Annotated in this window: 27 protein-coding genes and 1 pseudogene; 9 read left to right on the top strand and 19 right to left on the bottom strand. The window is 63.3% G+C overall.

Annotated elements, in window-relative coordinates; genetic code table 11:
- Positions 1-2: 2 nt before the first annotated feature.
- Positions 3-851 (top strand): metal-dependent phosphohydrolase, encoded by an 849-nt coding sequence (locus J6497_RS35245; RefSeq protein ID WP_225708809.1) that lies wholly within the window; start codon positions 3-5, stop codon positions 849-851.
- Positions 852-857: 6 nt separating this feature from the next.
- Here J6497_RS35245 and J6497_RS35250 read toward each other — a convergent pair whose 3' ends face one another.
- Positions 858-1,139 (bottom strand): hypothetical protein, encoded by a 282-nt coding sequence (locus J6497_RS35250; RefSeq protein WP_225708810.1) that lies wholly within the window; start codon positions 1,137-1,139, stop codon positions 858-860.
- 20 nt (positions 1,140-1,159) lie between these two features.
- On the opposite strand from J6497_RS35250, the gene J6497_RS35255 reads away from it, so the two are divergent.
- Complete coding sequence (locus J6497_RS35255) at positions 1,160-1,771, top strand: LOG family protein (protein WP_225708811.1); 612 nt, start codon at positions 1,160-1,162, stop codon at positions 1,769-1,771.
- A gap of 115 nt (positions 1,772-1,886) precedes the next feature.
- Here J6497_RS35255 and J6497_RS35260 read toward each other — a convergent pair whose 3' ends face one another.
- The 9 genes from J6497_RS35260 to J6497_RS35300 form a co-directional block, all read right to left on the bottom strand.
- Positions 1,887-2,381, bottom strand: a complete 495-nt coding sequence (locus J6497_RS35260) for a hypothetical protein (RefSeq protein WP_225708812.1) — start codon at positions 2,379-2,381, stop codon at positions 1,887-1,889.
- A gap of 2 nt (positions 2,382-2,383) precedes the next feature.
- Positions 2,384-2,602 carry a hypothetical protein gene (locus J6497_RS35265; RefSeq protein WP_225708813.1) on the bottom strand — a complete coding sequence of 73 codons (219 nt, stop codon included), beginning with the start codon at positions 2,600-2,602 and terminating at the stop codon, positions 2,384-2,386.
- 12 nt (positions 2,603-2,614) lie between these two features.
- Positions 2,615-2,800: a hypothetical protein gene (locus tag J6497_RS35270; RefSeq protein WP_376708322.1), complete on the bottom strand. Its 186-nt coding sequence runs from the start codon at positions 2,798-2,800 to the stop codon at positions 2,615-2,617.
- A gap of 90 nt (positions 2,801-2,890) precedes the next feature.
- Entirely contained in the window at positions 2,891-3,352 is a 462-nt protein-coding gene (locus tag J6497_RS35275) for a DUF2267 domain-containing protein (RefSeq protein WP_225708815.1), read from the bottom strand.
- A 4-nt stretch (positions 3,353-3,356) separates the two neighbouring features.
- Positions 3,357-5,264: a methyl-accepting chemotaxis protein gene (locus J6497_RS35280; RefSeq protein WP_312010424.1), complete on the bottom strand. Its 1,908-nt coding sequence runs from the start codon at positions 5,262-5,264 to the stop codon at positions 3,357-3,359.
- 261 nt (positions 5,265-5,525) lie between these two features.
- Positions 5,526-6,155, bottom strand: coding sequence for an aspartate/glutamate racemase family protein (locus J6497_RS35285; RefSeq protein ID WP_225708816.1), 630 nt, complete (start codon positions 6,153-6,155; stop codon positions 5,526-5,528).
- Between the two features lie 8 nt (positions 6,156-6,163).
- Positions 6,164-7,177 (bottom strand): amino acid ABC transporter substrate-binding protein, encoded by a 1,014-nt coding sequence (locus J6497_RS35290; RefSeq protein WP_225708817.1) that lies wholly within the window; start codon positions 7,175-7,177, stop codon positions 6,164-6,166.
- 31 nt (positions 7,178-7,208) lie between these two features.
- Positions 7,209-8,552, bottom strand: a complete 1,344-nt coding sequence (locus J6497_RS35295) for an aspartate aminotransferase family protein (RefSeq protein WP_225708818.1) — start codon at positions 8,550-8,552, stop codon at positions 7,209-7,211.
- 5 nt (positions 8,553-8,557) lie between these two features.
- Positions 8,558-9,433 carry a MurR/RpiR family transcriptional regulator gene (locus J6497_RS35300; protein WP_225708819.1) on the bottom strand — a complete coding sequence of 292 codons (876 nt, stop codon included), beginning with the start codon at positions 9,431-9,433 and terminating at the stop codon, positions 8,558-8,560.
- Between the two features lie 111 nt (positions 9,434-9,544).
- On the opposite strand from J6497_RS35300, the gene J6497_RS35305 reads away from it, so the two are divergent.
- From J6497_RS35305 to poxB, 3 genes are all read left to right on the top strand, one after another.
- Positions 9,545-10,726, top strand: coding sequence for an amino acid ABC transporter permease (locus J6497_RS35305; RefSeq protein ID WP_312010425.1), 1,182 nt, complete (start codon positions 9,545-9,547; stop codon positions 10,724-10,726).
- 3 nt (positions 10,727-10,729) lie between these two features.
- Positions 10,730-11,848, top strand: a complete 1,119-nt coding sequence (locus tag J6497_RS35310) for an amino acid ABC transporter permease (protein ID WP_225708821.1) — start codon at positions 10,730-10,732, stop codon at positions 11,846-11,848.
- A gap of 192 nt (positions 11,849-12,040) precedes the next feature.
- Complete coding sequence (poxB, locus tag J6497_RS35315; RefSeq protein WP_225708822.1) at positions 12,041-13,768, top strand: ubiquinone-dependent pyruvate dehydrogenase; 1,728 nt, start codon at positions 12,041-12,043, stop codon at positions 13,766-13,768.
- Positions 13,769-13,934: 166 nt separating this feature from the next.
- Here poxB and J6497_RS35320 read toward each other — a convergent pair whose 3' ends face one another.
- Complete coding sequence (locus tag J6497_RS35320) at positions 13,935-15,146, bottom strand: threonine ammonia-lyase (protein WP_225708823.1); 1,212 nt, start codon at positions 15,144-15,146, stop codon at positions 13,935-13,937.
- A 108-nt stretch (positions 15,147-15,254) separates the two neighbouring features.
- On the opposite strand from J6497_RS35320, the gene J6497_RS35325 reads away from it, so the two are divergent.
- Positions 15,255-15,770, top strand: a complete 516-nt coding sequence (locus tag J6497_RS35325; RefSeq protein ID WP_225708824.1) for a DUF1697 domain-containing protein — start codon at positions 15,255-15,257, stop codon at positions 15,768-15,770.
- Between the two features lie 6 nt (positions 15,771-15,776).
- Here J6497_RS35325 and J6497_RS35330 read toward each other — a convergent pair whose 3' ends face one another.
- From J6497_RS35330 to J6497_RS35365, 8 genes are all read right to left on the bottom strand, one after another.
- Positions 15,777-15,935, bottom strand: coding sequence for a hypothetical protein (locus J6497_RS35330; protein WP_225708825.1), 159 nt, complete (start codon positions 15,933-15,935; stop codon positions 15,777-15,779).
- 226 nt (positions 15,936-16,161) lie between these two features.
- The gene (locus J6497_RS35335) at positions 16,162-17,289 is read right to left on the bottom strand and encodes a hypothetical protein (protein ID WP_225708826.1); all 1,128 of its coding nucleotides are present in this window, start codon (positions 17,287-17,289) and stop codon (positions 16,162-16,164) included.
- Positions 17,290-17,432: 143 nt separating this feature from the next.
- Complete coding sequence (locus tag J6497_RS35340) at positions 17,433-18,155, bottom strand: di-trans,poly-cis-decaprenylcistransferase (protein WP_225708827.1); 723 nt, start codon at positions 18,153-18,155, stop codon at positions 17,433-17,435.
- A gap of 32 nt (positions 18,156-18,187) precedes the next feature.
- Entirely contained in the window at positions 18,188-18,568 is a 381-nt protein-coding gene (locus tag J6497_RS35345) for a winged helix-turn-helix domain-containing protein (RefSeq protein WP_225708828.1), read from the bottom strand.
- Positions 18,555-19,172, bottom strand: coding sequence for a hypothetical protein (locus J6497_RS35350; protein WP_225708829.1), 618 nt, complete (start codon positions 19,170-19,172; stop codon positions 18,555-18,557). The genes J6497_RS35345 and J6497_RS35350 overlap by 14 nt, the downstream gene beginning before the upstream one ends.
- Before the next feature lie 236 nt (positions 19,173-19,408).
- Complete coding sequence (locus tag J6497_RS35355) at positions 19,409-19,768, bottom strand: DUF1428 domain-containing protein (protein WP_225708830.1); 360 nt, start codon at positions 19,766-19,768, stop codon at positions 19,409-19,411.
- A 207-nt stretch (positions 19,769-19,975) separates the two neighbouring features.
- Positions 19,976-20,245, bottom strand: coding sequence for a DUF3551 domain-containing protein (locus J6497_RS35360; RefSeq protein ID WP_225708831.1), 270 nt, complete (start codon positions 20,243-20,245; stop codon positions 19,976-19,978).
- Positions 20,246-20,362: 117 nt separating this feature from the next.
- Entirely contained in the window at positions 20,363-21,334 is a 972-nt protein-coding gene (locus J6497_RS35365) for a Bug family tripartite tricarboxylate transporter substrate binding protein (RefSeq protein WP_225708832.1), read from the bottom strand.
- Positions 21,335-21,471: 137 nt separating this feature from the next.
- Here J6497_RS35365 and J6497_RS35370 point away from each other — a divergent pair, with 137 nt between their 5' ends.
- The 3 genes and pseudogenes from J6497_RS35370 to J6497_RS35380 all read left to right on the top strand — a co-directional run.
- A complete protein-coding gene (locus J6497_RS35370; RefSeq protein WP_225708833.1) occupies positions 21,472-21,891 on the top strand; it encodes a VOC family protein in 420 nt (139 codons plus the stop codon).
- Positions 21,892-22,084: 193 nt separating this feature from the next.
- Entirely contained in the window at positions 22,085-23,665 is a 1,581-nt protein-coding gene (locus tag J6497_RS35375; RefSeq protein WP_225708834.1) for an AMP-binding protein, read from the top strand.
- Positions 23,666-23,759: 94 nt separating this feature from the next.
- Positions 23,760-23,981, top strand: a pseudogene (locus J6497_RS35380) (hypothetical protein); the annotation flags it as partial.

Here is a 23,981-nt window from a genome sequence, read left to right on the forward strand (position 1 = left end):
GCATGCTCACCATTCCACACCTCACCGCGCAGGCGCTCGGCACTTTTCTGGCCTCCGAGACAAACGGACGGTTTGGCTCGTCTTACGGTTACCTCAACGAGCTCCTGCCATATGCGGCGCGACTGGCGCTTGAATGCATCGGCAACAGCGATGCGCTCTACCACAATATCGAACACTCGATGCTGGTCACCCTGGCTGGCCATGACATTCTGATGGGGCGCACCTTGTCGCGGCCGACGACAGCCGAGGACTATTCAAACTTCATCCTGGCCTGCTTGATCCACGACATCGGATATGTCCGCGGCGTCCTGCAAGGAGACGGAGACGACGTCTATGTCGCCGATGCCACCGGCGCGACCATCCAGCTTCCGCGCGGCGCATCGGACGCGGCGCTCGGTCCCTATCATGTGGACCGATCCAAACTGTTCGCGCTGGAGCGTTTCGATGGTGTTGAACACGTCGACGCGAACCGGATGGCGCGAGCGATCGAGTACACCCGGTTTCCCTACGCCCCCTCATCGCCGGACGACGATCTGAACAATGAAGAGGGTCTGCTGCTGCGCGCCGCGGACCTGATCGGGCAGCTCGGCGAACCCAACTATCTGAGGAAAGCCAATGCTCTCTTCTATGAGTTCGAAGAGATCGGCATGAACAAGCAGCTCGGCTACGAGAATCCCGCCGACGTCGTCTACAGATATCCGCAGTTCTACTGGAACACCGTCGCCCCGCAGATATCGACCGCCATTCGATACCTGAACGTCACGTCAAGCGGTCGTCAATGGATCGCAAACCTTTATGGCAACTTGTTCAGGGCGGAGCGAGAGATGAGGTTGTCCGGCCCGGAACTGTGACACCCATCAATAATTGCCGAGGTGCACGCGGCTCACGGTGTGATGCACCGCTTGCATTATGCCGCCAGCCGGCCGGGCAACGCCAGCATGACGGGCGGCGCCCATCGGCACACCGTGCTTCGCGAAAGTCCGGCAGGGTCCCAGCGCGCGGAAAATTTCCTTTTTGATTTCAAAAGCATGTGAATAGGCTTCACAATTCAGGTCCGCCGATACACCACCTTGGTGCTGGACGCCGCGCTCCCCTGCCCTCATGCTAATCTCGACCTGCCGACGAATCGCTTGCAGCATGAAAGGTCCGCATCAATCCAATGCAGAACCAAAACGCCAAAGCGCTGAAATCCGTGTGTATCTTCTGCGGCTCCAGCCCGGGCCGCGATCCGATCTACCTGGAGGCCGCGGTTGCCACCGGACAGGCGCTGGCGAAGGCCGGCATCACCGTGGTCTATGGCGGAGGGAAAGTCGGGCTGATGGGAGCGGTGGCAGATGCGACGCTCGCGGCGGGCGGGCGTGTCGTCGGCGTCATACCGCGCGCGCTTGTCGAGCGCGAGATCGGGCACACGGGCCTGAGCCAGCTTCACGTCGTCGAAACCATGCACGAGCGCAAGTTGATGATGGCGCAGCTATCCGACGGCTTCATCGCGCTACCCGGCGGCGCCGGAACGCTCGAAGAACTTTTCGAGGAATGGACCTGGGCCCAGCTCGGTATCCATGAAAAGCCCTGCGGCCTCCTGAACGTGAAGGGCTATTTCGCGCCGCTGATCGCAATGGTCGAGAGGATCGTCGCGGAGGGGTTCATGGCCGCCGCCTATGCCGAGATGCTCGTCATCGAGACCAGAGTTGAAGCGCTGCTCAGCCGCTTTGCAACCTACCAGCCACCGCCGCGAAAGTGGCTGCGCACGGACGCGGGCGCCAAGCCTTAGATATCGATCAAGCCTCAGATCGATCAAGCTGCGCCCCCTCTCCCGCAAGCAAGCGGGAGAGGCGAAGATTCAGCCTGATCGGATCATGATCTAAATGATCCCACGATTTCAGTCTTTACCCGCCGCGCTTCTGCGGCTTATGGCCGCTCTGACCGGGATCGTTGTGCTTGTTGTGATGGCTTTCCTGATTCAGCCCGCCGCGGCTCACCGGAAATTCCGACTGGCGCGCATTGGATTTCGGACGTTTTACGCCCGCATCTTCCGCAATGCGCGCGCCGCCCTGTTCGACAGTGCGCGCGTCGGGAACGTCAGGCTTTCGTTCGAGCATCCGAAGCTGCTGCTCATGCGTCTTCTTGCCCTGCAACACCGTCTTGCGCGATTTCGGCGTCTGATCGCGCGGCGGGCGGCCCTGCCGCCGATCGAGCGCCTCGATGCCGCCCTGCGGATTGGTGTCATTCTCGACGTCGCCCTCAAACGTATTCTCGCCTTCGACGTCTTCGAGATCATCTGGCGTCGCCTGCGCCATCGTGATGCCCTTCGAGCCGCCGATCAGCGGATTGCGATGGAGATCGACATTGCTCGGCCGTTTCGTCTTGGCATGCTTCGTCATGATCATCCCTTCGATGCCGGATGCGTACCCCCGCCCTTCTGTTCCGGTTCGTGCGTGTGATGGCTGTCGCGCTCGCCGCCGCCGCCGGAAACCCGGCTGTGACGACGCTTGGGATCATCGGCCGTCGGTTTCTTGACCTCAAGCGGTGCCTGGGCATTTTCGTGCGCGGCACCGGGGCCGCCCTGGCGGATGCTCGCCGGCGTCTTGGTGGAAGTGGACATGGGTGGCCTCCTTCAGCGATCCTGCTGATAGCCTTGATGGGTCGTGTTCTGCTTGGTATTTGCCGACTGTCCCTGCTCGTCGGAATTTTCTGCATGCCCGCGCGCCGTGCGCGCCTGATGGGCATTGCCGGACTTCGGATCACCCGTACCTTTGCGACTCTGGTTCTCCGGCGGCACCGGTGGTGGCTTGGTCATGATGGACTCCTGTTCCATCGAAAGTGACATAGAATAACGCACGCGAACTGCGTGGGTTCACTTCATGGTCATCGAACCCCAGGACGTAATCGATCAGGAAACCGATTCCGCGCGCCGCGGCGTCCTCTTCGATTGCGGCCACATCGCGCGGACTTCCTCCGGCAACGCGTGGCGGACCTTCTCGACCTGACCGGGATCGACGTAATGGTTCAGCACCTGGAACACCGCATGCGCGGCGTCGGTCGCACTCACCGGCCTCGTCGAGCTGAGCTCGGCCGTGATGATCGACAGGAACTGTTCCGCTGAGCGCCAATTTTGCGGGGCATCGCTCGGACGGAATCGATCGTAGTATGTACCGCGCACCATCAGGGGAAGCTGCGCGCCGAGATGCGCCGCGAGCTCGATGGGAACCCGATCGCGTATGGTCCGCAACACCGCACCGAGCGCATGCCACGCCACCTGCCGGTCACGTGGCAAGGTTTCCATGATCTCATCCAGCCATGAATTGGTGAGGTGGATGGTTCTGTCGAATACCTCGAGACCTGTCGCACTCATGGGATCACCCTTCGTTTGCGAGACGCAGGGCTAACGATGCGCGAACGTATAGGTTCGCGAATGTTGCGATCGATGAACGCCCGGCCGGCTTTTGCCTTCTTGCGACCGAGGCAGCATCTACAATGGTGGCGGCGTCGCCACCAGCCGCGTTCAGGCGGCCCGCACGGTCTGCAGGGAACCGGCCGACCTCCATCTGGAGCCGGCTGCTGTCACGGGACAGCAACTGCGCGGATGAGAGCACCTGCGTGGACGCCGTGCCTGTCGCGGTGGCACCGCGCTGCACGTCGGTGATCCCTGAAGAAACCTCCTCAGTCCCTTGCGCGGCCTGTTGCACGTTGCGCGCGATCTCCTGCGTCGCCGCGCCTTGCTCTTCGACCGCAGCGGCGACCGTCGAGGCGATCTCTGCCAGTGCCTCGATCGTGTTGCTGATCTGCCCGATCGCGCCGACCGATTGGTCGGTGGCGGTCTGGATCGCCGCGATCTGCTGCCCGATTTCGCCGGTCGCCTTCGCCGTCTGCTCGGCCAGCGCCTTCACCTCGGACGCGACGACAGCAAAGCCGCGACCTGCGTCGCCGGCGCGCGCAGCCTCGATGGTTGCATTGAGCGCCAAGAGGTTGGTCTGGCCCGCAATGGTATTGATGAGCTCCACGACATCGCCGATGCGGCTCGCGGCCTTGGACAGTTCACTTACCCGGTCGGTCGTGGCGCGCGCCTGGCCGACCGCATCGGCCGCGATTCGCGCCGAATCCTGAACCTGGCGACTGATCTCATTCACCGAAGACGACAGTTGTTCCGTTGCGGTAGCCACCGATTGCACATTGGCCGACGCTTCTTCGGAAGCGGAGGCGACAGCAACCGTTATTTCCTGCGTGCGTTCGGCCGTCGACGTGAGCGCCTTTGCGGATTGCTCCAGCTCCGTCGACGCCGTCGAGACGGTGCTGACGATCTCGCCTACCGCTCCCTCGAACGCATCCGCGAGCTTGATCATCTCGGCCCGCCGCTGCCCGGCAAGGGTGTCATCCTGCCGGCGCCTGGATTCGGCCTCGAGCGCCGCCTTCTCTTCCGCCTTGACCTTGAACGTCTCGACGGCGCGCGCGACCGCGCCGATCTCGTCCTTGCGCGCGACGCCGGGCAACGGGACGTCAAAATTGCCGTTCGCGAGTTCCTGCATGGCCCGGCTCAGGCTGCGCATCGGTCCCGCGATCGAAAGCGCCGAGAGCACGGACGTGACGATCAGAAGAAGGGCCGCAATACCGCCGATGACGAGCGACATCCTGTCGGCCCAAGCCGCCTGCTGCGCCGCCTTTTCGATTTCGCCGGTCATCGCCTGCTTGGCGTGGTCCACGATCGAATTGGCGTTCGACTCAAGTTCCGCTGCAAGCGGAAGCATGACATCACTGGCGATCAGTCGTGAATCTGCCGTCAACTGGGCGGCGCGCGCCTGGGCCTCATTCGTGATTGCAAGTCCGGAAGCTTCGACCGAGGCGATTTCCAGAAGCTCGGCCTTCATCTTCGCAAGCCTGTCTGCGGCAGCGTCATACGCTGTCGCCGAGCTCTTCAACTTGTCCAGCTGCAAGCGCGTGTCTGATGTCGAGAGACGGGCGATCTCATCGGTGAACCCGAGGAACCCCTTGAAACGTGCCGCCAGAAAGTCCGTGGCCTTCTGCAACTCTTCATCGGTGCTCGCAACGCGGATGTTGCCCGCGCCGATCTGCAGGCCGCGCGCTGCGGCCTTGGCGTCGATGGCTGCGCGCGCGATGGTGGATTGCAGAAGCGCGCTTTCGTTGGTCCGGCTCACGGTGGCATTCGCCGTCAGCTGGTTGATGATCATCAGCGCGACGAAGATCACACCGAGCGCGGATGCGATGCCGAGCTTGGCTCCGATCCGCAGATTCTGAATACCTTTGATCATGCCCACCCCATTGCAGTCTGGCCTTTGGCCCAACCTCTTCAGCCAGGGCGAACTTATTGCTGTGGCTGTTTAAGTAACGTTAAGCGGCGGCAGCGAAAGCGTCGAAACAACCGGTGAGCGAAGGAATGATCGCTTGCAGAAAGGAGCGCCGCATATGCAGACACGCGAACGCTCTGTTCGCACAACTCCCTGATGTACCTCTTCGTCCAGCAGCCGTTCTATCAGGATGATTCGCCGCACGCCTGTCGGCATGGAATACCGTCAGCAGAGCATCTGCTTCAACTTCAGCACGGCGCTATCCGGCGTCGTGAGCACCGGCCTTCCCGATGCCTGCTCAACGGCGCGCGCCGCAGGCGCCATGCTGTATTGCGCGAGCGCGATGACGTCGCAGTCGCGCAAGTCGTTCGATGCTTCGACCACAAGCCGATCATGCTGGGCGCGATCGCCGCGATCGAGCGCCGCCAGCGCGCCTTCCGCCAGTTTCGGCACGAGCTCGATGGAGGCTGGAAACTCAGGAGGCATCGAGACCAAGGTCGGCGGAAATGTCGAGAGCAGGCCGACCCTATGTCCGCTTCGCGCGGCCTGCTCGATCATCGCCTCATTGGGCTTTAAGACCGGCATCGGCGCATGCGCCCGCGCGACGGCCTCGATGCACGGCCCGAAAGCGGAGCAGGTGAACAGGATCGCATCAGCGCCGGTGCTCACGACATAGCGGCCGAGCGCAAGGAAACGCTCGGTCATGGCGTCGGTGAGGCGGCCGTCGCGTGCGAGATCGGCCGACAGGCTGTCGTCGAGCAGGTTCATCAGCCGCGTTTCCGGCCACAGCCTTGCGAATGTTGATTCGATCGGCTGAATCGAATGCTTCAGGGCGTGAATGAGGGCGATACGCATCTTCAGGCTCACTTGAACGGGATCGCGTACATCAGGCCACCTTTGCTTGAGAGTGCGTTCAGGCCACGATCGAGCTTGAGTGGGCTCGTCTTGCCGACATTACGTTCAAAAATTTCGCCGTAATTGCCGCCGGCCTTGATCGGCTGCACCATCCATTTGTTGTCGAGCCCGAGCCGCGAGCCGAGATCGCCCGATGAGCCGAGCAGGCGCTGGATGGCCGGCACATCGGAGGATTTTGCCATCCCCTCGACATTCGCCGCGGTGACGCCGAGTTCTTCCGCTTCGATCAGGCCGTAATGCAGCCAGGTGATGATGTCGCTCCAGGCTTCGTCGCCGTTGCGAGTGAAAGGCCCGAGCGGCTCCTTGCTGATGGTCTGCGGCAGCACGACGTAATCGGCGGCATTGGGGGCCGCGGTCGCAACCGCGCCGGCAAGCGCCGAAGCATCCTGGGTCATCGCGTCGCAACGACCGCCGAAAAAGGTCTGGTACATGGTGTCGACGCGATCGAATACCAGCGGCTTCCACTCGATGCCATTGGCGCGGCCATAGTCGCCCAGCGTGACCTCATGTGTCGTGCCCTGTGCCACACAAACCGTGGCGCCATTGAGCCCTTTCAAGTCTTTGACCCCGGCATCGACGCGGACGACGAAGCCCTGACCATCGTAGAAATTGACCGGCCCCTGGCGCAAGCCGAGCGTGACGCCGCGCAGATAAGTCTGCGTCGAGTTGCGATAGAGCACATCGATCTCACCGGACTGCAGCGCAGTGAAGCGGTTCTGTGCGGTCAGCGCCACGTAGCGCACTTTCGAAGGATCGCCCAGCACGCCGGCGGCGAGCGCCCGGCAATAGTCGACGTCGAGTCCCTTGTAGTTGCCCTGCGAGTCAGGCGCGGAGAAGCCGGCGAAGCCTGTGCTGACGCCACAGACAAGCTGGCCGCGCTGCTTCACCGTATCGAGCGTTCCTCCCATCGCCGCCGAGATCGACGTGGCGAGCACAGCGGTTGCGACAAACACTTTCTTCATACTGCCCTCCTCCTGATCTTTTGCTTGAGCTCTAGTGACCGATGCTCTTTAGTGCATTATCGACGGCCTTACCGAGCCGATCGACGATCTCATCGATGTCCTCCGATGTCGCGATGTAGGGCGGCGCCAGCAGCACGTGGTCGCCATGACGGCCGTCGACCGTGCCCCCGGCGGGGTAGCAGCCGAGCCCGCCCTCGAAGGCTGCCGCCTTGATTTTCTGGTTGAGCTTCAGCGCCGGATCGAAGGGCTGGCGCGAGCTGCGATCGGCAACCAGCTCGATCGCCCAGAACAGGCCGCGCCCCCTGATGTCGCCAACATGACGGTGATTGCCGAAGCGCTCGGTCAGGCGATGCTCGAGCTGGTGGCCACGCTCTTTGACGCGATCGAGCAGTTGCTCGTCATCGATGATCCGCTGCACCTCGAGCGCGGCCGCGCAGGCGAGCGGATGTCCGAGATAGGTGTGGCCGTGCTGGAATGCGCCGGAGCCATCGCGGATCGCATCCGTGATGCGGCCACTTGCAAGCATCGCGCCGATCGGCTGGTAGCCGCCGCCAAAACCCTTTGCGATCGCCTGGATGTCCGGCGAAATGCCCTCCTGCTCCCACGCATGCAACGTGCCGGTGCGGCCCATGCCGCACATCACCTCATCGAGGATCAGGAGCGCGCCATGCCGGCTGCAGATCTCGCGCACAGCCTTGAAGTAGCCTTCCGGCGCTGGCACACAGCCGGCCGTGGCGCCAACGACCGGCTCGGCGATGAAGCCTGCAACCGTATCGGGACCAAGGCGCTGGAATTCGGCTTCGAGCTCAGCGGCAAGCCGCGCGACGAAGGCCGCCTCCGTCTCCTGATCGCGCTTCTCATGATAGGCAAAGGCCGGCGTCACGTGGCTGAAGGCGGACGACAGCAGCGGCGCATAGGGTTCGCGCCGCCAGGCATTGCCGCCGGCCGAGAGCGCGCCCAGCGTGTTGCCATGATAGCTCTGGCGACGGGCGATGAAATGCCGGCGCTGCGGCTGGCCGATCTCGACGAAATATTGCCGCGCCAGCTTGATGCTGGCCTCGACCGCTTCCGAACCGCCGCTGACGAAATAGACATAAGCAAGCCCACCCGGCTCATGGCCGACGAGCTTTTCGGCCAGCGCCTCGGCGGGCTCCGAGGTGAAGAAGGCGGTGTGGGCATAAGCAAGCTTCGATGCCTGCTTCGCGATCGCCTCAACCACACGCGGATGCTGATAGCCTAGACAGGAGACCGCAGCGCCACCGGAAGCGTCGAGGATTTTTCGGCCATCTTCGGCGAACAGCCACATGCCGTGACCGCCAATGGCTTTCGGCGGAGTTTGACGCAAGCTCCGGTGCATCACGCGGCTGGTGCCCATGACGGTCAACCTTTCTCGACAACGTATTGCGACAGTGCGGTGAGGCGCGCCTCGGTTTCCTTCAGTCGCTGCCTTGCCGCCGCGCCGCCGAGCGTAAAGGCGACAGCGGCGAGCGACTGCGCGATCGCGATGGCGCCTGTGAGACTGGGGAAGAAACCGGGCGAGCTGGCTGCCTCGAACAGCAGCAGATGATCCGCGCCCTCCGCCATCGGCGCGCTGACGGTGTCGGCGATCGCGATCATCGTTACGCGGGCGCGGTGCGCTGCGCGTGCCGACAGCACACTCGCCGTGGAATAGGGTGCGAAGCCGATGACGACCACCACGTCACTGGGGCGGAAAGCGCCGAGATCGAGATCTTCGGGTCCGGAGCCGCCGACAAGTTGAACGGCCTCGGGACGGAACAGGCGAAGCTGGTAGTTGAGCAATTCCGCAACGCTGCGGCAGCTCCGAAAGCCGGCGATCCAGATCCGCTCGGCGTCGCGCAATGCTCTCGCGGCGTTCGCCACCGCGTCGTGCGAGATCCGCCCCAGACCCGCCGCCTCTGCTTCGAGCTTGTCGGCCACCAGCGCAACATCGGCGTGAGGCCCCATACGCCGTCCCTTCGTGCGCGCGGAAAAGGGTGAGGACTGCTCCGGCCGGCGCGCCTCCGTCAGCGCTGCGCGCAATGCATCCCAGCCGGAATAGCCGAGCGCCTTCGCGAGCCGCGTAAAGGACGCAGGATCGGCACCCGCCACGGCTGCGAGTTCCCGCATCGAGCGCGTCGTGGCGTCATAGTCGTTCGCGGCAACGAAGCGGCCGACTTGCTGCAGCCGCGACGGCAACGACGGCAGGGCGCTGCAGAGCTCGTTCAGCGGCGAGGATTTCGGCTGCGGCTGGGCCATGAAACATTTGTTGCACAAATACTGTTTTGGTGCAACATTTGACGCGCGCTCCGTCAGCGCATGGCCGAAGATCGCTTCATCTCCGAGGTTGAGGATTTTTGCGCTGTGACGATACCCACGACCGATCGCCCTCGCCGCCGCTCCCTGCGCCGCTCCTGGAGCCGTCAGCAGATCTCCGGTCTGATCTGGCAGATCGCGGTGATCGCCATCGCGGTTGCGGTCGTCGGCTTCCTCTGGTCGAACGCCGTTCACAATCTCTCGGTGCGGCGCATTTCGACGGGATTTGCCTTCCTCGGTCGCGAAGCCGGCATGCCGATTGCCGACTCCTGGCTTGCCTATAGCCCGAAGGATCCTTACGCGCGCGCCTTCCTGGTCGGCATCGTCAATACGCTGCGCGTTGCCGTGATCGGCGTCGTGCTGGCGACCGTGCTTGGTACCGCGATCGGCATCGCGCGACTGTCCTCGAACTGGCTGCTGTCGCGGCTTGCCGCCGTCTATGTCGAGGTGCTGCGCGACCTGCCGCTGCTGCTGCAGCTGCTGTTCTGGTACGTGCTGATGCAGGGCCTGCCCGCGGCGCGTGCGGCATGGAAGCCGATCGACGGCGTATTTCTCTCCAACCGCGGCCTGGTGTTGCCTTTCATGCCCGTCCATGCGGCCAATCTCTGGGTGGTCGGAGCGGCAGTGCTCGGGTTAGGTGCATTCTATGTCCTGCGTCGGCGGCTGGTCGCGCAACAGATGCGTGACGGACAGCCACGGCGCCTCTGGCCTTATGGATTGATCCTCATCGTCCTGCTGCCAGCGTTGGTGTCGTGGGCGGTCGGCGCCTCCTGGACGGTGACAAAGCCCGAGCTGCGCGGCTTCAATTTCGTCGGCGGCCTGACGCTGGCGCCGGAATATTTTGCGCTGCTGATCGCCCTCGTCACCTACACCTCCGCCTTCATCGCAGAAATCGTCCGGAGCGGCATCCAGGCGGTGCCCAGGGGACAATGGGACGCCGCGGCAGCGCTTGGGCTGCGGCGCGGCTTCGTGCTGCAACATATCGTGCTGCCGCAGGCGCTCCGCGTCATCATCCCGCCGATGACGAGCCAATATCTGAACCTCACGAAAAACTCCTCTCTCGCAGTCGCGGTCGGCTACCAGGACATCGTCTCGATCGCGAACACCACGCTGAACCAGACGGGGCAGGCGATCGAAGCGATCGCACTGATCATGTCCGTGTTCCTGACCATAAGCCTCGCCATCAGCGTGTTCATGAACTGGTACAACGCGCGCATCGCGCTGGTGGAGCACTGAGCCATGACGATGGCGACGGACCTATCCGAAGCGCCGCTGCCGATCCCGCCGCGCGCACGGAAGGCGGCCGGCGGCCGCCCGATCCAATGGCTGCGCGCCAATTTGTTCTCGTCGGTTCCCAATGCGCTGATCACTCTCATTCTAGCTTTCCTTCTCGTGAAAGCCGGCATCAGCTTCGTGCAATGGGGATTTGCAAATGCGATCTGGTGGCTGCCCGGCAGCGATACAGCGGCGTGCCGCGCGCTTCGCGGGCTCGGCGCCTGCTGGGCCGTGATTCCGGAGAAATATCGCTTCATCCTGTTCGGGACCTACCCGTTCGATCAGCAGTGGCGGCCGGCGGCCGTCACGCTGATCTTCATCGCGCTGTTCGTCATATCGAGCCGTCGGAAGTTTTGGCGCCCCACGCTGGTCGTTGTCTGGATCGCCGCGTTGGTTGTGATCGGCGTATTGATGTGGGGCGGCGTCCTCGGCATGCCCTATGTCTCGCAGGACCGTTGGGGCGGACTTCCCGTGACGCTGATCCTTGCGACCTTCGGGCTCGCTTTCGGCTTCCCGCTCGGCATTGTCGTTGCGCTCGGTCGCCACTCAAACCTGCCCGCGATCCGCTCGCTTTGCGTACTCTACGTCGAACTGATCCGCGGCGTGCCCTTGATCAGCCTCTTGTTCATGGCAAGCGTGATGTTTCCGCTGTTCATGCCCGACGGCGTCAACATCGACAAATTGCTGCGCGCCCAGATCGCCTTCATCCTTTATGCCGGCGCCTACCTCGCCGAGGTCGTGCGCGGTGGACTGCAGGCGGTGCCGCGCGGCCAATATGAAGCCGCCGACGCACTCGGCCTCTCCTATTGGAAGAAGCATGGCTTGGTGATCCTGCCGCAAGCGATCCGTCACGTGATCCCGCCGCTGGTCAACACCTTCATCGCCTTTTTCAAGGATACCAGCCTGGTGCTGATCATCGGCATCTTCGATCTGCTGACGACCGCGAAGACGGCGATCATCGATCCTGCCTGGCAATCGTTCAGCGTCGAGGTCTATGTTTTCGTCGGCCTGATCTATTTCGCCTTCTGCTTTGCGATGTCGCGCTACAGCAAGGGGCTCGAGGCGCAGGACGCGCCGAGGTGATGGCGTAAGTCGCCCCGCCCGCGGCACATTTCTTGCTCGTCCCCAGGGAGACTTCCCAGGGGACTTTCCGAACCGGAAACATCCGGTCACCATGTCGTGAGCAGTCCTCGCTTCGCGCGGGCCGGGTGGCCTATCCTCCACGCCGCCGTCCACATGCTCCGATCGAAACCTCCGTTCCCCAGGGAGAGACTCATGGCCCGGACCGTTGCCGACCAGATGGTCGAGACCTTTGCCGCAGCCGGCGTGAAGCGCATCTACGGCATTGTCGGCGACAGCTTGAACGGTTTCACCGACGCGCTGCGCCGCCATGGCGGCGTCGCGTGGCTGCATGTGCGCCACGAGGAAGTCGCGGCCTTCGCCGCCGGCGCCGAGGCGCACATCACTGGCGAACTCGCGGTCTGCGCCGGTAGCTGCGGCCCCGGCAATCTGCATCTGATCAACGGACTGTTCGACTGCCATCGTTCGCGCGTGCCGGTGGTGGCCATCGCGGCGCATATCCCCTCACCCGAGATCGGCTCGGGCTTTTTCCAGGAGACGCATCCGGAGCATCTGTTCCGCGAATGCTCGAGCTATTGCGAACTGGTGTCGGGGGCCGAGCAGATGCCGCGCGCGCTCGAGATCGCGGTGCGGCGCGCGATCGCCGAACGTTGCGTCAGCGTCATCGTGATCCCCGGCGACATCGCACTCAAGCCGGCCACCGGCACGTCCGCCTCGACATCCACAGGACTGGTCCTGTCGCAGCCGGCAGTGGCGCCATCGGATGCCGCGCTTGAACAACTCGCAGATATCCTGAACCAATCGGAGCGCGTCACGCTGCTCTGCGGCAGCGGCTGCGCCGGCGCGCATGACGAATTGATGCAGCTTGCGGACGCCCTGAAGTCGCCGATTGTCCACGCCATGCGCGGCAAGGAGCATGTCGAGTGGGACAATCCTTACGACGTCGGCATGACCGGCTTGATCGGGTTTTCCTCCGGCTATCACGCCATGGAGAACTGCGACACGCTGCTGATGCTCGGCACCGACTTCCCCTATCGGCAATTCTATCCGAAGGGAGCACGGATCGCGCAGGTCGATGTCAGGCCGGAGGCGATCGGCCGGCGCGTGCCCGTCGAGCTTGGCGTCATCGGACAAGTCGGCCCGACGTTGCGCGCACTATTGCCGCGACTGACGGCCAAGGACGACCAGCGGTTTCTCGACGGCGCGCGCAAGCATTATGCCGAAGCCCGCCGCGGCCTCGACGAGCTCGCCTCAGGCCGCCAGGGCGGCCCGCTGCATCCGCAGCAGGTCGCGCGTGTCGCGAGCCAGCTCGCCAGCCAGGACGCGATCTTCACCTGCGACGTTGGCCTGCCGACGGTCTGGGCAGCGCGTTATCTCGCCATGAACGGAAAGCGCCGCCTGATCGGCTCGTTTTGGCATGGCTCGATGGCGAATGCGATGGCGCAGGCGATCGGCGCCCAGGCAGCCGCGCCGGGACGCCAGGTCATCTCGCTCTCCGGCGATGGCGGCTTCACGATGCTGATGGGCGATTTGTTGAGCCTGTCGCAGCTCAAGCTGCCGGTGAAGGTGATCGTGTTCAACAATGGCGCGCTCGGCTTCATCGAGCTCGAGCAGAAATCCTCCGGCTTCCTCGACACCGGCACTGAACTGAAGAACCCGAACTTTGCCGCGATGGCGGAGGCTACCGGCATCAAAGGCGTGCGCATCGAGGATCCGGCCGAGGTCGAGAGCAAGCTGGCCGAAGCGTTCGCGCATCCCGGCCCCGTCGTGATCGACGCTGTGGTCAATCGCCTTGAGCTCGCGATGCCGCCCAAGGTGACCACGGAGATGGCCAAGGGCTTCACGCTCTACATGGTGCAGGCGGTGCTCAATGGCCGCGGCGACGAGATCGTCACGCTGGCGCGCACCAATCTATTGCGGTGACAGAGATTAGATCGAGCTGCATCCGCGATGCACGCTGCGACTCCCTCTCCCGCTTGCGGGAGAGGGCTGGGGTGAGGGTGTCTCCACGATGGGACTCCCCAAGCGGAGGGAGCCCGACGCTTCGCGCCGACCTCCCCCGCAAGCGGGAGAGGTGAAGGCAGCGCGGCTACGTGCAGCGCGCCGAGAAGCCGGCCGTTGCGAGCTTGGTGAGCACATCGTCAAGATGTGCGCGGTCACGGGTTTCGATCACGAGCTCGAGCAGCGTTGCCTTGGCCGGCAGCGCCGAGAAGGTCCGCTGGTGCGAGACTTCGATGATGTTCGCACCGACTTCGGCGAGTAGCGCCGAGACGGCGGCGAGCTGGCCGGGTCGATCGACGATGTCGAGCGTGAGCTGCGTCAATCGTCCCTCGCGCGCGAGCTCGCGCGTCAGGACCGAGGCGATCAGGCGCGTGTCGATGTTTCCGCCGGTCAGGACCAGGCCGACCTTCTGCCCCGCGAAGCACTGCGGCGCGGCCAACACCGCGGCGAGGCCGACTGCACCGGCTCCCTCGACGACCGTCTTCTCGATCGAGATCAGCATCGCCACCGCGCGCTCGATCTGGTCTTCCGTGACCAGCAGGATGTCATCGACCAGCTCGCGCACGATCTTCGTCGTGATCTGGCCTGGCGCCTTGACCGCAATGCCCTCGGCAAGGGTGTCGCCGCGCATCGGCAATTGCTCGTTCCTGACGGCATTGTACATCGAAGGATAAAGCTGCGCCTGCACGCCGATGATCTTCAGATCGGGCTTGAGGGATTTGGCGGCGATCGCGATACCCGAGATCAGTCCCCCGCCCCCGATCGGCACGACGAGCGCATCAAGACCGGGTACGGACGCGAGCATCTCCAGCCCGATCGTGCCCTGGCCTGCCATGATCAGCGGATCGTCATAGGGATGGATGAAGGTCATGCCGCGTGTCTCGCAGAGCTTGCGGGCAAATTGCGCGGCATCCTCGATCGTCGATCCCGAAATAATAACTTCGGCGCCCAGACGCCTGGTATTCTCCGTCTTCACCATCGGCGTGCCGATCGGCATCACGATCGTGGCGGGAATGCCGAGCTGTCTGGCGTGATAGGCGACGCCCTGCGCATGATTGCCGGCGGACATCGCAATCACACCGCGCGGCCGCGCGTCGGGCGAGAGCGCCTGCAGGCGGTTCCGCGCACCGCGCTCTTTGAACGACGACGTGAACTGCAGGTTCTCGAATTTGAACCAGATGTCGCAGCCGCAGATGTCGCTCAGCGTCCGGCTCTGGTTGAAAGGGGTAACGCTGACCGAATCGCGGATGGTCGCCGCGGCGGCCCTGATATCAGCCAAGGTGATCGGAAGGTTTTTCAATTTGACCTCGGTTTGGCGGTGGCCGGTCCTGTTGCTTGTCGTCTAGCTTGTGTTGGGGCGCCCGTGGCATGCTCACGGCCTCGCTTTGCTCCTTGGACACGGTCTGGAATGCCAACCTATATCGCCCTGTTGCGTGCCGTGAATGTAGGCGGAGCCGGCAAGCTGCCAATGACCGAGCTGAAGGCGATGTGCGTCGCCGAAGGATTTGCGAGCGTACAAACCTATATCGCCAGCGGCAATGTGGTGTTTGACAGCAAATTGGGCGCAGCGAAAGTGAAGGCATCGCTGGAGAAGCGGCTGCAAGCCTATGCCGGCAGGCCGGTCGGCGTCGTGATCAGGACAGCCGAGGAGATGGCCGCGGTGCTGAAGGCCAATCCGTTCCCCAAGGCGCCGCCGAACTGGACGGTCGCGATCTTCCTCGACGAGGCGCCGCCGGCCGATGCGCTTGCGGCGATCAAGGGACGGCAGGACGAAGAAGTGCGCCTCGGCAAGCGCGAGATCTATGTCGCCTATGGCTCAGGGATGGGCCGCTCGAAGCTGAAGATACCGGCGGCGACAAGCGGCACCGCGCGGAACATCAACACGATCGCGAAGCTCGTGGAGCTCGCGGCGTCGGGCGGCTAGATGAGGTTAGGCGTCCTGGAGCGCGGCCTGCGCGTCTTCGCGCGGCTTGACCGGCTCGGCGCGCTCGACCACGTCGCAGTTCTCGCAATGCAGGACGGTACGGAAATGCTTGTCCAGCGCGACGGTCCGTTGCCGGCCGCATTGGCAGCGCATCTGCTTGTCCATGGGATGACCCCGGTTGAATTTGATTCGCGGGAAGGTCGGTGCGCCTAGCTAGCCGCTAAGGGTTAACCTAGTGTGACGATGACGACGCAAATCTAGCGTGGCTTCGACGCACCATCTTCCCGCGGCGCCGATTTCGAGCTCTTCCAGGCCGGCTCGGCCGCGGGCTGCGTCGCGCGGCGCAAACTATGCGCAGCGCAACAATTTGGCGCCGCCGGGTCCGGAAACGTCAGTTGAGACCGTTAGCTGTAAGCCGAACCAGCAATTGCCGCTTGGCCTTATGGCGTGCTCGAAGATCGGTCAGGCGACGATGAAATTCGTCGTCAGTCCCTTGCTGGAGGGAAAGCTCGCGCAAGTCCGCAAGCATGATGGCCGCGTGATCGTAGGCGTTGTTGTTGCGAAAGGCGACGATGGCTTCGACGTCCGTCCAGGCAGATTCGCCCCGCCGCTTCAGCGCATCTATTCTGACCTTCCTGGCTTTCGCCTCGCGCTGCTGCTCGCGCCGTTGCTTGGCCTGCCGTCGCTCTTCGTCCGCTTTGCGACGAGCTTCCGCCAGATCGGCCGCGATCCGGCGCAATTCGCCGGCCTGCCTGCGCGGTTGCGTAGGCTTCCCTGGCGAGGTGGCGGGACGGCAGCGGCGACGAAAATCCGCCCGAACAAGCGGATCGCCATCGTAGAGACGCCGCAGATAGCTGTCTTTCTCCTTCGCGCCGAGAGCTTTGATAGTCGCAGTGACTTCCTGTTCCGACGGTTCGGGGTGCAGGAGCGCGGGCCTTGCAGCCGCCGCTTCGACGAGGTCGCGGTCAATGCCGAAGAAGTCCGCGAACGCGGTAAGCTGAGGCGTCAGCGGTCCGAGTCCATCGAGCGGCTCGACCGTCTTGTCCGCAATGTCCTCGCTCTCCACCGACATCAGCCAGACGAGATAAAGCGGGCGGAGATCGCCTTCAAGGAGATCGTTGCGCAGCAGGGCGATCGCATCAAGCCAACCCTCTCCGCCCTCGTCATCCGTATCCAGCTCATCCCGCGATACGTCGAGAATGACGTTTTCGCCTTCAGATCGAATGCGAGCGACGTCCCGATCGGCAATGAATTGCTTTAGGCGCGGAACATCCAGCCCGAGCTTGGGAATGCGGATCGAGATCCGTCGCGACCCCCAATTGGCCAGATAGAGGAACAGATCGAAGTATCGCGCCATCAACCGATCAGGATCGCCCTTGAAATCCCCCCAATTATAAGTATTCACAAGGCTGCTGGCAGTGATGTCGGCGCGGCTCGACAGCGCGCGCAGTTCTTGCTGATCGGTCGGACTGAGAAGCCGATCGATCGCCCTGAACTCGTAGTATCGGTATTCACTCACGCGATCACCGCTGGTCGTTCGATCCTGAGCCCGCATCAAAACTGGGCGACCTAATGTTACACTCGAACGAGCCGGGTGATTAAGAACAGGCTTCGAACCTTCAACAGGAGACTTCCAACCTGTTGAGTACGCGTCAGCGGTATTCAGAGGCTCGGCACATCCTCCAGCGCGACCGGTTGCAGGCCGCCGAAGCGGCGTTCGCGGCGGTGGAAGGAGGCAAGCGCCTCGGCGAGATCGTCCATGTCGAATTCCGGCCACATCCGATCGGTGAAGTGCAGCTCGGCATAGGCGCCCTCCCACAACAGGAAATCGGACAGGCGCTTTTCGCCGCTGGTACGGATGATGAGATCGACGTCGCGCAGATTCTGTTCGCCGGTGACAAGCTCGGAGAAGGTTTCACGCGTAAGCTTGTCAAAGCCCGCGACCTGCGTCGCGGCGTTGAGGATGGCATCGCGCGCGGAATAATCGATCGCGATGCGCAGATGCAGGGCGTCGCCATCCGCGGTCTCGGCTTCCGCGCGGGCGATCGCAGCAGCAATGCCGTTGGGCAGGCGGTCGCGGCGGCCGATCACGGTGAGGCGGACGCCGTTGCGCACCAGCGCCTGAACCTCGTTGGCGAGATAGAAGCGCAACAGGCCCATCAGCGCGGTGACTTCGACCTTCGGCCGGCGCCAATTGTCGCTGGAGAAAGCATAGAGCGTCAGCGTGCCGATCCCCTGCGAGGGCGCCGCCTCGACGACGCGGCGGATCGCTTCGACGCCGGCCTCGTGGCCGCGCAGCCGCGACAGCCCCCTTCGCGTCGCCCATCTTCCATTGCCGTCCATGATGATGCCGACGTGAAGTTTGGAGGAGAGATCACTTTGCATTACAAAGTCTCCGATCAAAAAAGGAATCGTGATCAGGCCGGCAGAATGCCTAGCCGGGAAGGCGCGGTGCTCTCCTGGCCCGCAGCCTTGGCGGCGTCGCGCACCAGCCGTTCCAGCACGGCCAGATAGTCGAGGAAGCGGCGGCGACCCGCCCTGGTAAGGCGGCAGGTGGTGTGCGGGCGGTTGCCCTCATAGCCCTTGGTGACTTCGACGAGCCCGGCTTCCTGCAGCACCTGCAGGTGACGGCTGAGATTGCCATCGGTCAGTCCGCAAAGCTGCTTGAGGTCGGCGAACGCCAGCCCCTTGGGATGCGTCATCAGCGAGGTCATCAGCCCGAGTCGCGCCTTCTCGTGGATCACGCGGTCGAGGCCGTCATAGGAGAACGGCGCATTGTTGGCTTCAATCTTCGACATCGTTTTCTCCAGACGCGAAATACAACAGGGCAGCCATCAATACCTGGCCGACGACGAAGGGCAGGCCCATGGTCCAGGGCGACAATGCGTGGCTCTGGCTCGCGAACACCAGCACCGCAAAGCCGGAGAGGAAATACCAGGCGCCGGCGAAGGCGATGCTGCGTGGCAACAAGCGGACGGAGGCGAACACGCCGAGGCTCACCAGCACCTGCCATAAGCCGGGCAGCATCCACAGCGTTTCGGGCGCGAACTTCCAAAGCAGGATCGCGAGCAGCACGCCGGCGACACTCGCGGGCAGGAACTGCTCGATTGCCTGCTGGATCATGGCGTCGGCGAGCCCGGAATGATGCCGGCGCGAGCGTGCCCGCATCTCGGTCCAGATCAGCGCGGCGGAAAGCAGCGCGGCGACGGTCCAGCCGCCAAAGAAAGTCAGCGGGTTTGCAGTCGGATTGTCGAGCCAGAGGAACTGCAGGATCGCGGTCAGCAGCGCCACGCCGGCAGTGGCGGCCACGGTCGCCGGGCCATAACCACGGAACGCCGTGCCAGCCGCAATCTGACTGCGGATGGCAAGAATATCGGCCAGGGCCTTGTCGAGATCGCGCATCGGTTGTCCGAACTTTGCATTGTAAAGTATACCAAGTCGCGAAGCGGGCGCAAGTCGGCCACCGGCTGACTGGCGATCACTTCGGCCGTCTCCATCGAAACAGTTTGTGTAGCGCCGGCACCGCTAGATCATGATCTGAAATCGGATCATGATCTCATCTCTTGGTTTGAGCATGATCTTCGCGCAAACACTTCGCGCTTGTCGCGAGGAAAAACCGGTTCCCACCTTTCCGGATGCTAGACCTTCACCAGGCTCGCAAATCCGCCGTAGATCATGCGCTTGCCGTCGAACGGCATCGATTGGCCGTTCGACATGGATTTGAGGCGCTCATCCGCCATCACCTTGGCGTTGATCTTGTCGCGCTGGGCGCGCGATTTGTAGGTAATCCAGGCGAACACGACCGTCTCGCCCGCTTTCAGTTTGACGCTTTGCGGGAACGAGGTGAGCTTGCCGGGCTTGACGTCCTCGGCGACCCATTCGCGATAGTCCAGCGCACCATATTCGCGCCAGATCTTGCCGCACTTTCGCGACAAGCGGGCATACGCGGCGAGATTCTTCTTCGGGACGGCGACGATGAAGCCATCGACATAGGGCATGGGCAATTCCTGTTGCTGTTCCGTCATGGCGAGGTGCGAAGCGACGACGCAGTCCGTTTACCCGCTTGCGGCGCTTGCAGTTACGGTCGGTGGATGCGTCAGCTATGGCAACAGGATGCCTGAACCGGTGTCGGCCGGTATTGGTCACGGTGCCGCACCCCAGCCCATCGGATAGGGCAGCAACCCTCTTCGTGGCGTCCGCCGATTTCAGTCGTAATAGTAATCCCTATGCACGCGGCCGCGACGCGGCTGTTGCTGGCCGAAAGCTGCGCGTGGATTGATGTTGCAGTAGAGATTGCGTCCGGACGCGCTCGCCATGCATTGCGCATAGGATTGATACGAGCAGTCTCCCGGAATTCCGAAGCCTCTGCCTTGGGCACACCAGGGATAATCATAGGCCGCGGCGGGAGCGGAGCCGGCGGTGACACCCGCCCCGACGGCCGTCGCGGCCAGCATTGCCAACATCAGTTTGCGCATCGTCGCTCTCCTTCGCCTTGGCCAGGCTATTGCCTGCATCTGCGTAGTCGCATGGCCGGCGTCAAGGTTCAGAACGCGATTGTCGCAGGAAGGTTCAGGATGACGCGCGCTTGCGGCCTATTCCACCTTCAGCCCCGCGCCCTCGACCACTTTCCTCCACTTTTCGGTCTCGGCGACGATCTCTGCACCGAATGCTTCCGGCGTCTGGATACGCGGCTCACCGCCCAGTTCAACCAAACGTGTCTTCATCGCCGGCTCGGCCAGCACAGCGTTGATGTCACTGTTGAGCTTGGTGATGATCTCCTTCGGCGTATTCTTTGGCGCGCCGATGCCGAACAAGGCGCTCGCCTCGTAACCCTTCACGGTCTCGGCGACGGCCTGCACATCTGGCAGTTGCGGCGAACGCTCCGCGGTGGTGACGCCGAGCGCCCGCAGCGAGCCGGAGCGGATATGCTGGATGATCGAGGGCATGTTGTCGAAGATCACGTGCACCTGGCCGCCGAGCAGGTCGGTGATCGCCGGCGCCGCGCCACGATAGGGCACGTGCTGCATCTTGGCGCCGCTCATTGCCATGAACATCTCGCCGGAGAGATGCACCGAGGTGCCGTTGCCGGACGAGGCCAGGTTCACCTTGCCGGGATTGGCTTTCACATACGCGATGAACTCGGCGACGCTCTTCGCCGGAACATCCTTGTTGACGGTCATCACGTTCGGCACCCGCTGGAACGAAGCGATCGGCGCGATGTCGCGCACGAAATTGAACTTCAAATTTGCATACATCGTGGCGTTGATGTAGTTCGCGGGATTGATCAGCAGCACGGTGTAGCCGTCCGGCTCGGCGTTGACCGCGGCCTCCGTGGCGATATTGTTGCCGGCGCCGGGCTTGTTCTCGATCACGAATTGCTGTCCGAGCCTTTCCGACAGCCGCTGCCCGATCAGGCGGGCCAGGATATCGGTGGCGCCGCCCGGCGGATAGCCGACGATCCAACGGACTGGCCGTGTCGGATAGTCCGCCGCCGAGGCGCGGCCGATCGCGAATGTCGAAATCCCGGAACCGATCAGGCCAAGCGCGGTACGGCGTGAAATCATGAAGTATCCTCCGATATGGCCGGGTTCGTACCCCGGTCCGTTTCTATTGAACTGATGACGGCGCGCGTTGTAACAAACTAAGCATCGGACAGCCAGCGTGCAGCTTGCGCGCTGGACCTCGACGAAAGGATGAGGTCATGACCGTCAAGGTGAACGCGCTCGACCATCTCGTGATCAACGTGTCCGACGTGGCACGTTCCACAGAATGGTACAGCCGGATCCTCGGCATGGAGGTCAAGGTGTTCGATCCGGGCGAGGGCAAGGCGCCGCGGACCTCGCTGGTGTTCGGCAACCAGAAGATCAATGTGCGGCCGCGCGATGCCTCCAAGATCGATTGGTTCACCGCTGATCACGAGACGCCGGGCAGCGAGGACCTCTGCTTCCTCACCTCCAGCACGCCCGACGAGGTCGTGGCGCATCTGAAGGCCAACGGCGTCAAGATCGAGGAAGGTCCGTCGGCCAAGTCGGGCGCGCGCGGCACGCTGCGGTCGGTCTATTGCCGCGATCCCGACGGCAGCCTGATCGAGATTTCGTCGTACGAGGATGGTGCTTCCTAATGCCGTCATTGCGAGCGGAGCGAAGCAATCCATTTCTCCACCTGTGGGGGCATAGATTGCTTCGTCGCTGCGCTCCTCGCAATGACGTGGAGGGAGTCTGCCCCTAATATTTGCCCGCCGCGAGATCCGGTGGCACAAATGCTTCCCGAACAAGCAAGACGAAAGCAGCCAGCAAGGCTGCACGGGAGGAAGCATGACCAATTCACAGGCAGCACCTGGTATCGTGGGACCGTTTGCAGGCCTCGACGTGCCATGGCTGCTTCGGATGCGCGCCGAGGTCCGGCGCGATCACCCGTTCCTGATCTGGGCGCCGTTCGAGGCACCGGCGTGCAAATGGACCTATGGCGAGTTTCACGAGCGCGTCGGCGCGCTGGCCGCAGGGCTTGCAAAACGCGGCGTCAGGCCCGGTGAATATGTGCTGATCCATCTCGACAATTGCATCGAGGCGATGCTGGCCTGGTTCGCCTGCGTCGAGCTTGGCGCGGTCGCGGTCACCACCAACACGCGCTCGGCCGCCGCCGAGATGGAATATTTCGCCGGCCATTGTGGCGCGGTCGCCGCGATCACCCAGCCGGCCTATGCCGAACTGCTCGCGGCCAATTGCCGCGAGCTACGCTGGATCGCAGTGATCTCGCATAATGCGGGCGCGGCACCGGCGCACGCCGCGTCACGCGGCGACAGTTTTGAATCGCTGTTCGCGGACAGCGCCGATCGGCCGCGCCGCGCCACCGACCCGCTCGCCTCTTGCAGCGTGCAGTACACGTCCGGCACGACATCGCGCCCGAAGGCGGTGTTGTGGACCCATGCCAATGCGCTGTGGGGCGCCAAGATCAATGCCGCGCACGAGGACCTGCATGCCGGTGACGTGCACCAGATCTACCTGCCGCTGTTCCACACCAATGCGCTGGCCTATTCGATGCTGGCGACGCTGTGGGTCGGCGCTACCAGCGTGATCCAGCCGCGGTTTTCCGCAAGCCGCTTCTGGAGCGTCGCGCTGAAGCACGGCTGCACCTGGACCTCGACCATTCCGTTCTGCATGAAGGCGCTGCTGGAGCACGAGATCCCTGAGAACCACAAATTCCGGCTCTGGGGCACGGCCGTGTGCGAGCCGCCGCCGTTTGCCGCGTTCGGCGTCAAGACCATCGGCTGGTGGGGCATGACGGAGACCATCACCCACGGCATCGTCGGCGAAGTCGATCAGCCGAATACGCCGATGTCGATTGGCCGCGCGGCGGCGGAATACTCCATCCGCATCACCAACGATGACGGCTCGGCGACGGAAGTCGGCGACACCGGCAATCTCTCGATCAAGGGCATTCCCGGCCTGTCGCTGTTCAAGGAGTATCTGCACAACGAAAAGGCCACCCGCGAGAGCTTCGACGAGCACGGTTATTTCCTGACCGGTGACCGCGTCACGCTGCTCGAGCACGGCTTCGTCAAGTTCGGCGACCGCGCCAAGGACATGCTGAAGGTGGGCGGCGAGAACGTCGCGGCCTCCGAGATCGAGCAGGTAATCGCGGTGGTGCCCGGCGTCCGCGAGGCGGCGGTGGTGGCGAAGAAGCATCCGATGCTCGAGGAAGTGCCGGTGGTCTTCATCATCCCGCAGGGCGGCGTCGACCGCGCGCCGGCCGACCTGCACGACAATGTCATGACCGCCTGCCGCGGCGCGCTCGCCGACTTCAAGGTGCCGCGCGAAATCCGCTTCGTCGACGACATGCCGCGCTCGACGCTGGAGAAGGTCGCGAAAGCCGAGCTGCGAAAGATGCTGGAGTGACGTGCTGAGGCGTGGGCTCGTAGATTCCATGGGGCGGTGAGCGTGGCCTTTCCGATAGGTTTGGGTTTCCACACTCGAACCCTCGGAGAGTCAGATGCAAGCATCGACCGTAGACACGCCCACCACCGGCCATAATGGCACAATTTTCGTTGCGATCGAACTCAGTCAGAAGACGTGGCTGGTGACGCTGCACAGCCCGGATCGGGATCGGATGTCGCGTCACAAGCTGGAGGGCGGCGATCATGCGGGGCTGCTGGGGTTAATTGAGAAGGTCCGCAGCCGGGCGGGGGAGAAGCTCGGATCGGTGCCGCGTGTG

Source organism: Bradyrhizobium cenepequi, from assembly GCF_020329485.1.
Taxonomy (GTDB): Bacteria; Pseudomonadota; Alphaproteobacteria; order Rhizobiales; family Xanthobacteraceae; genus Bradyrhizobium; species Bradyrhizobium cenepequi.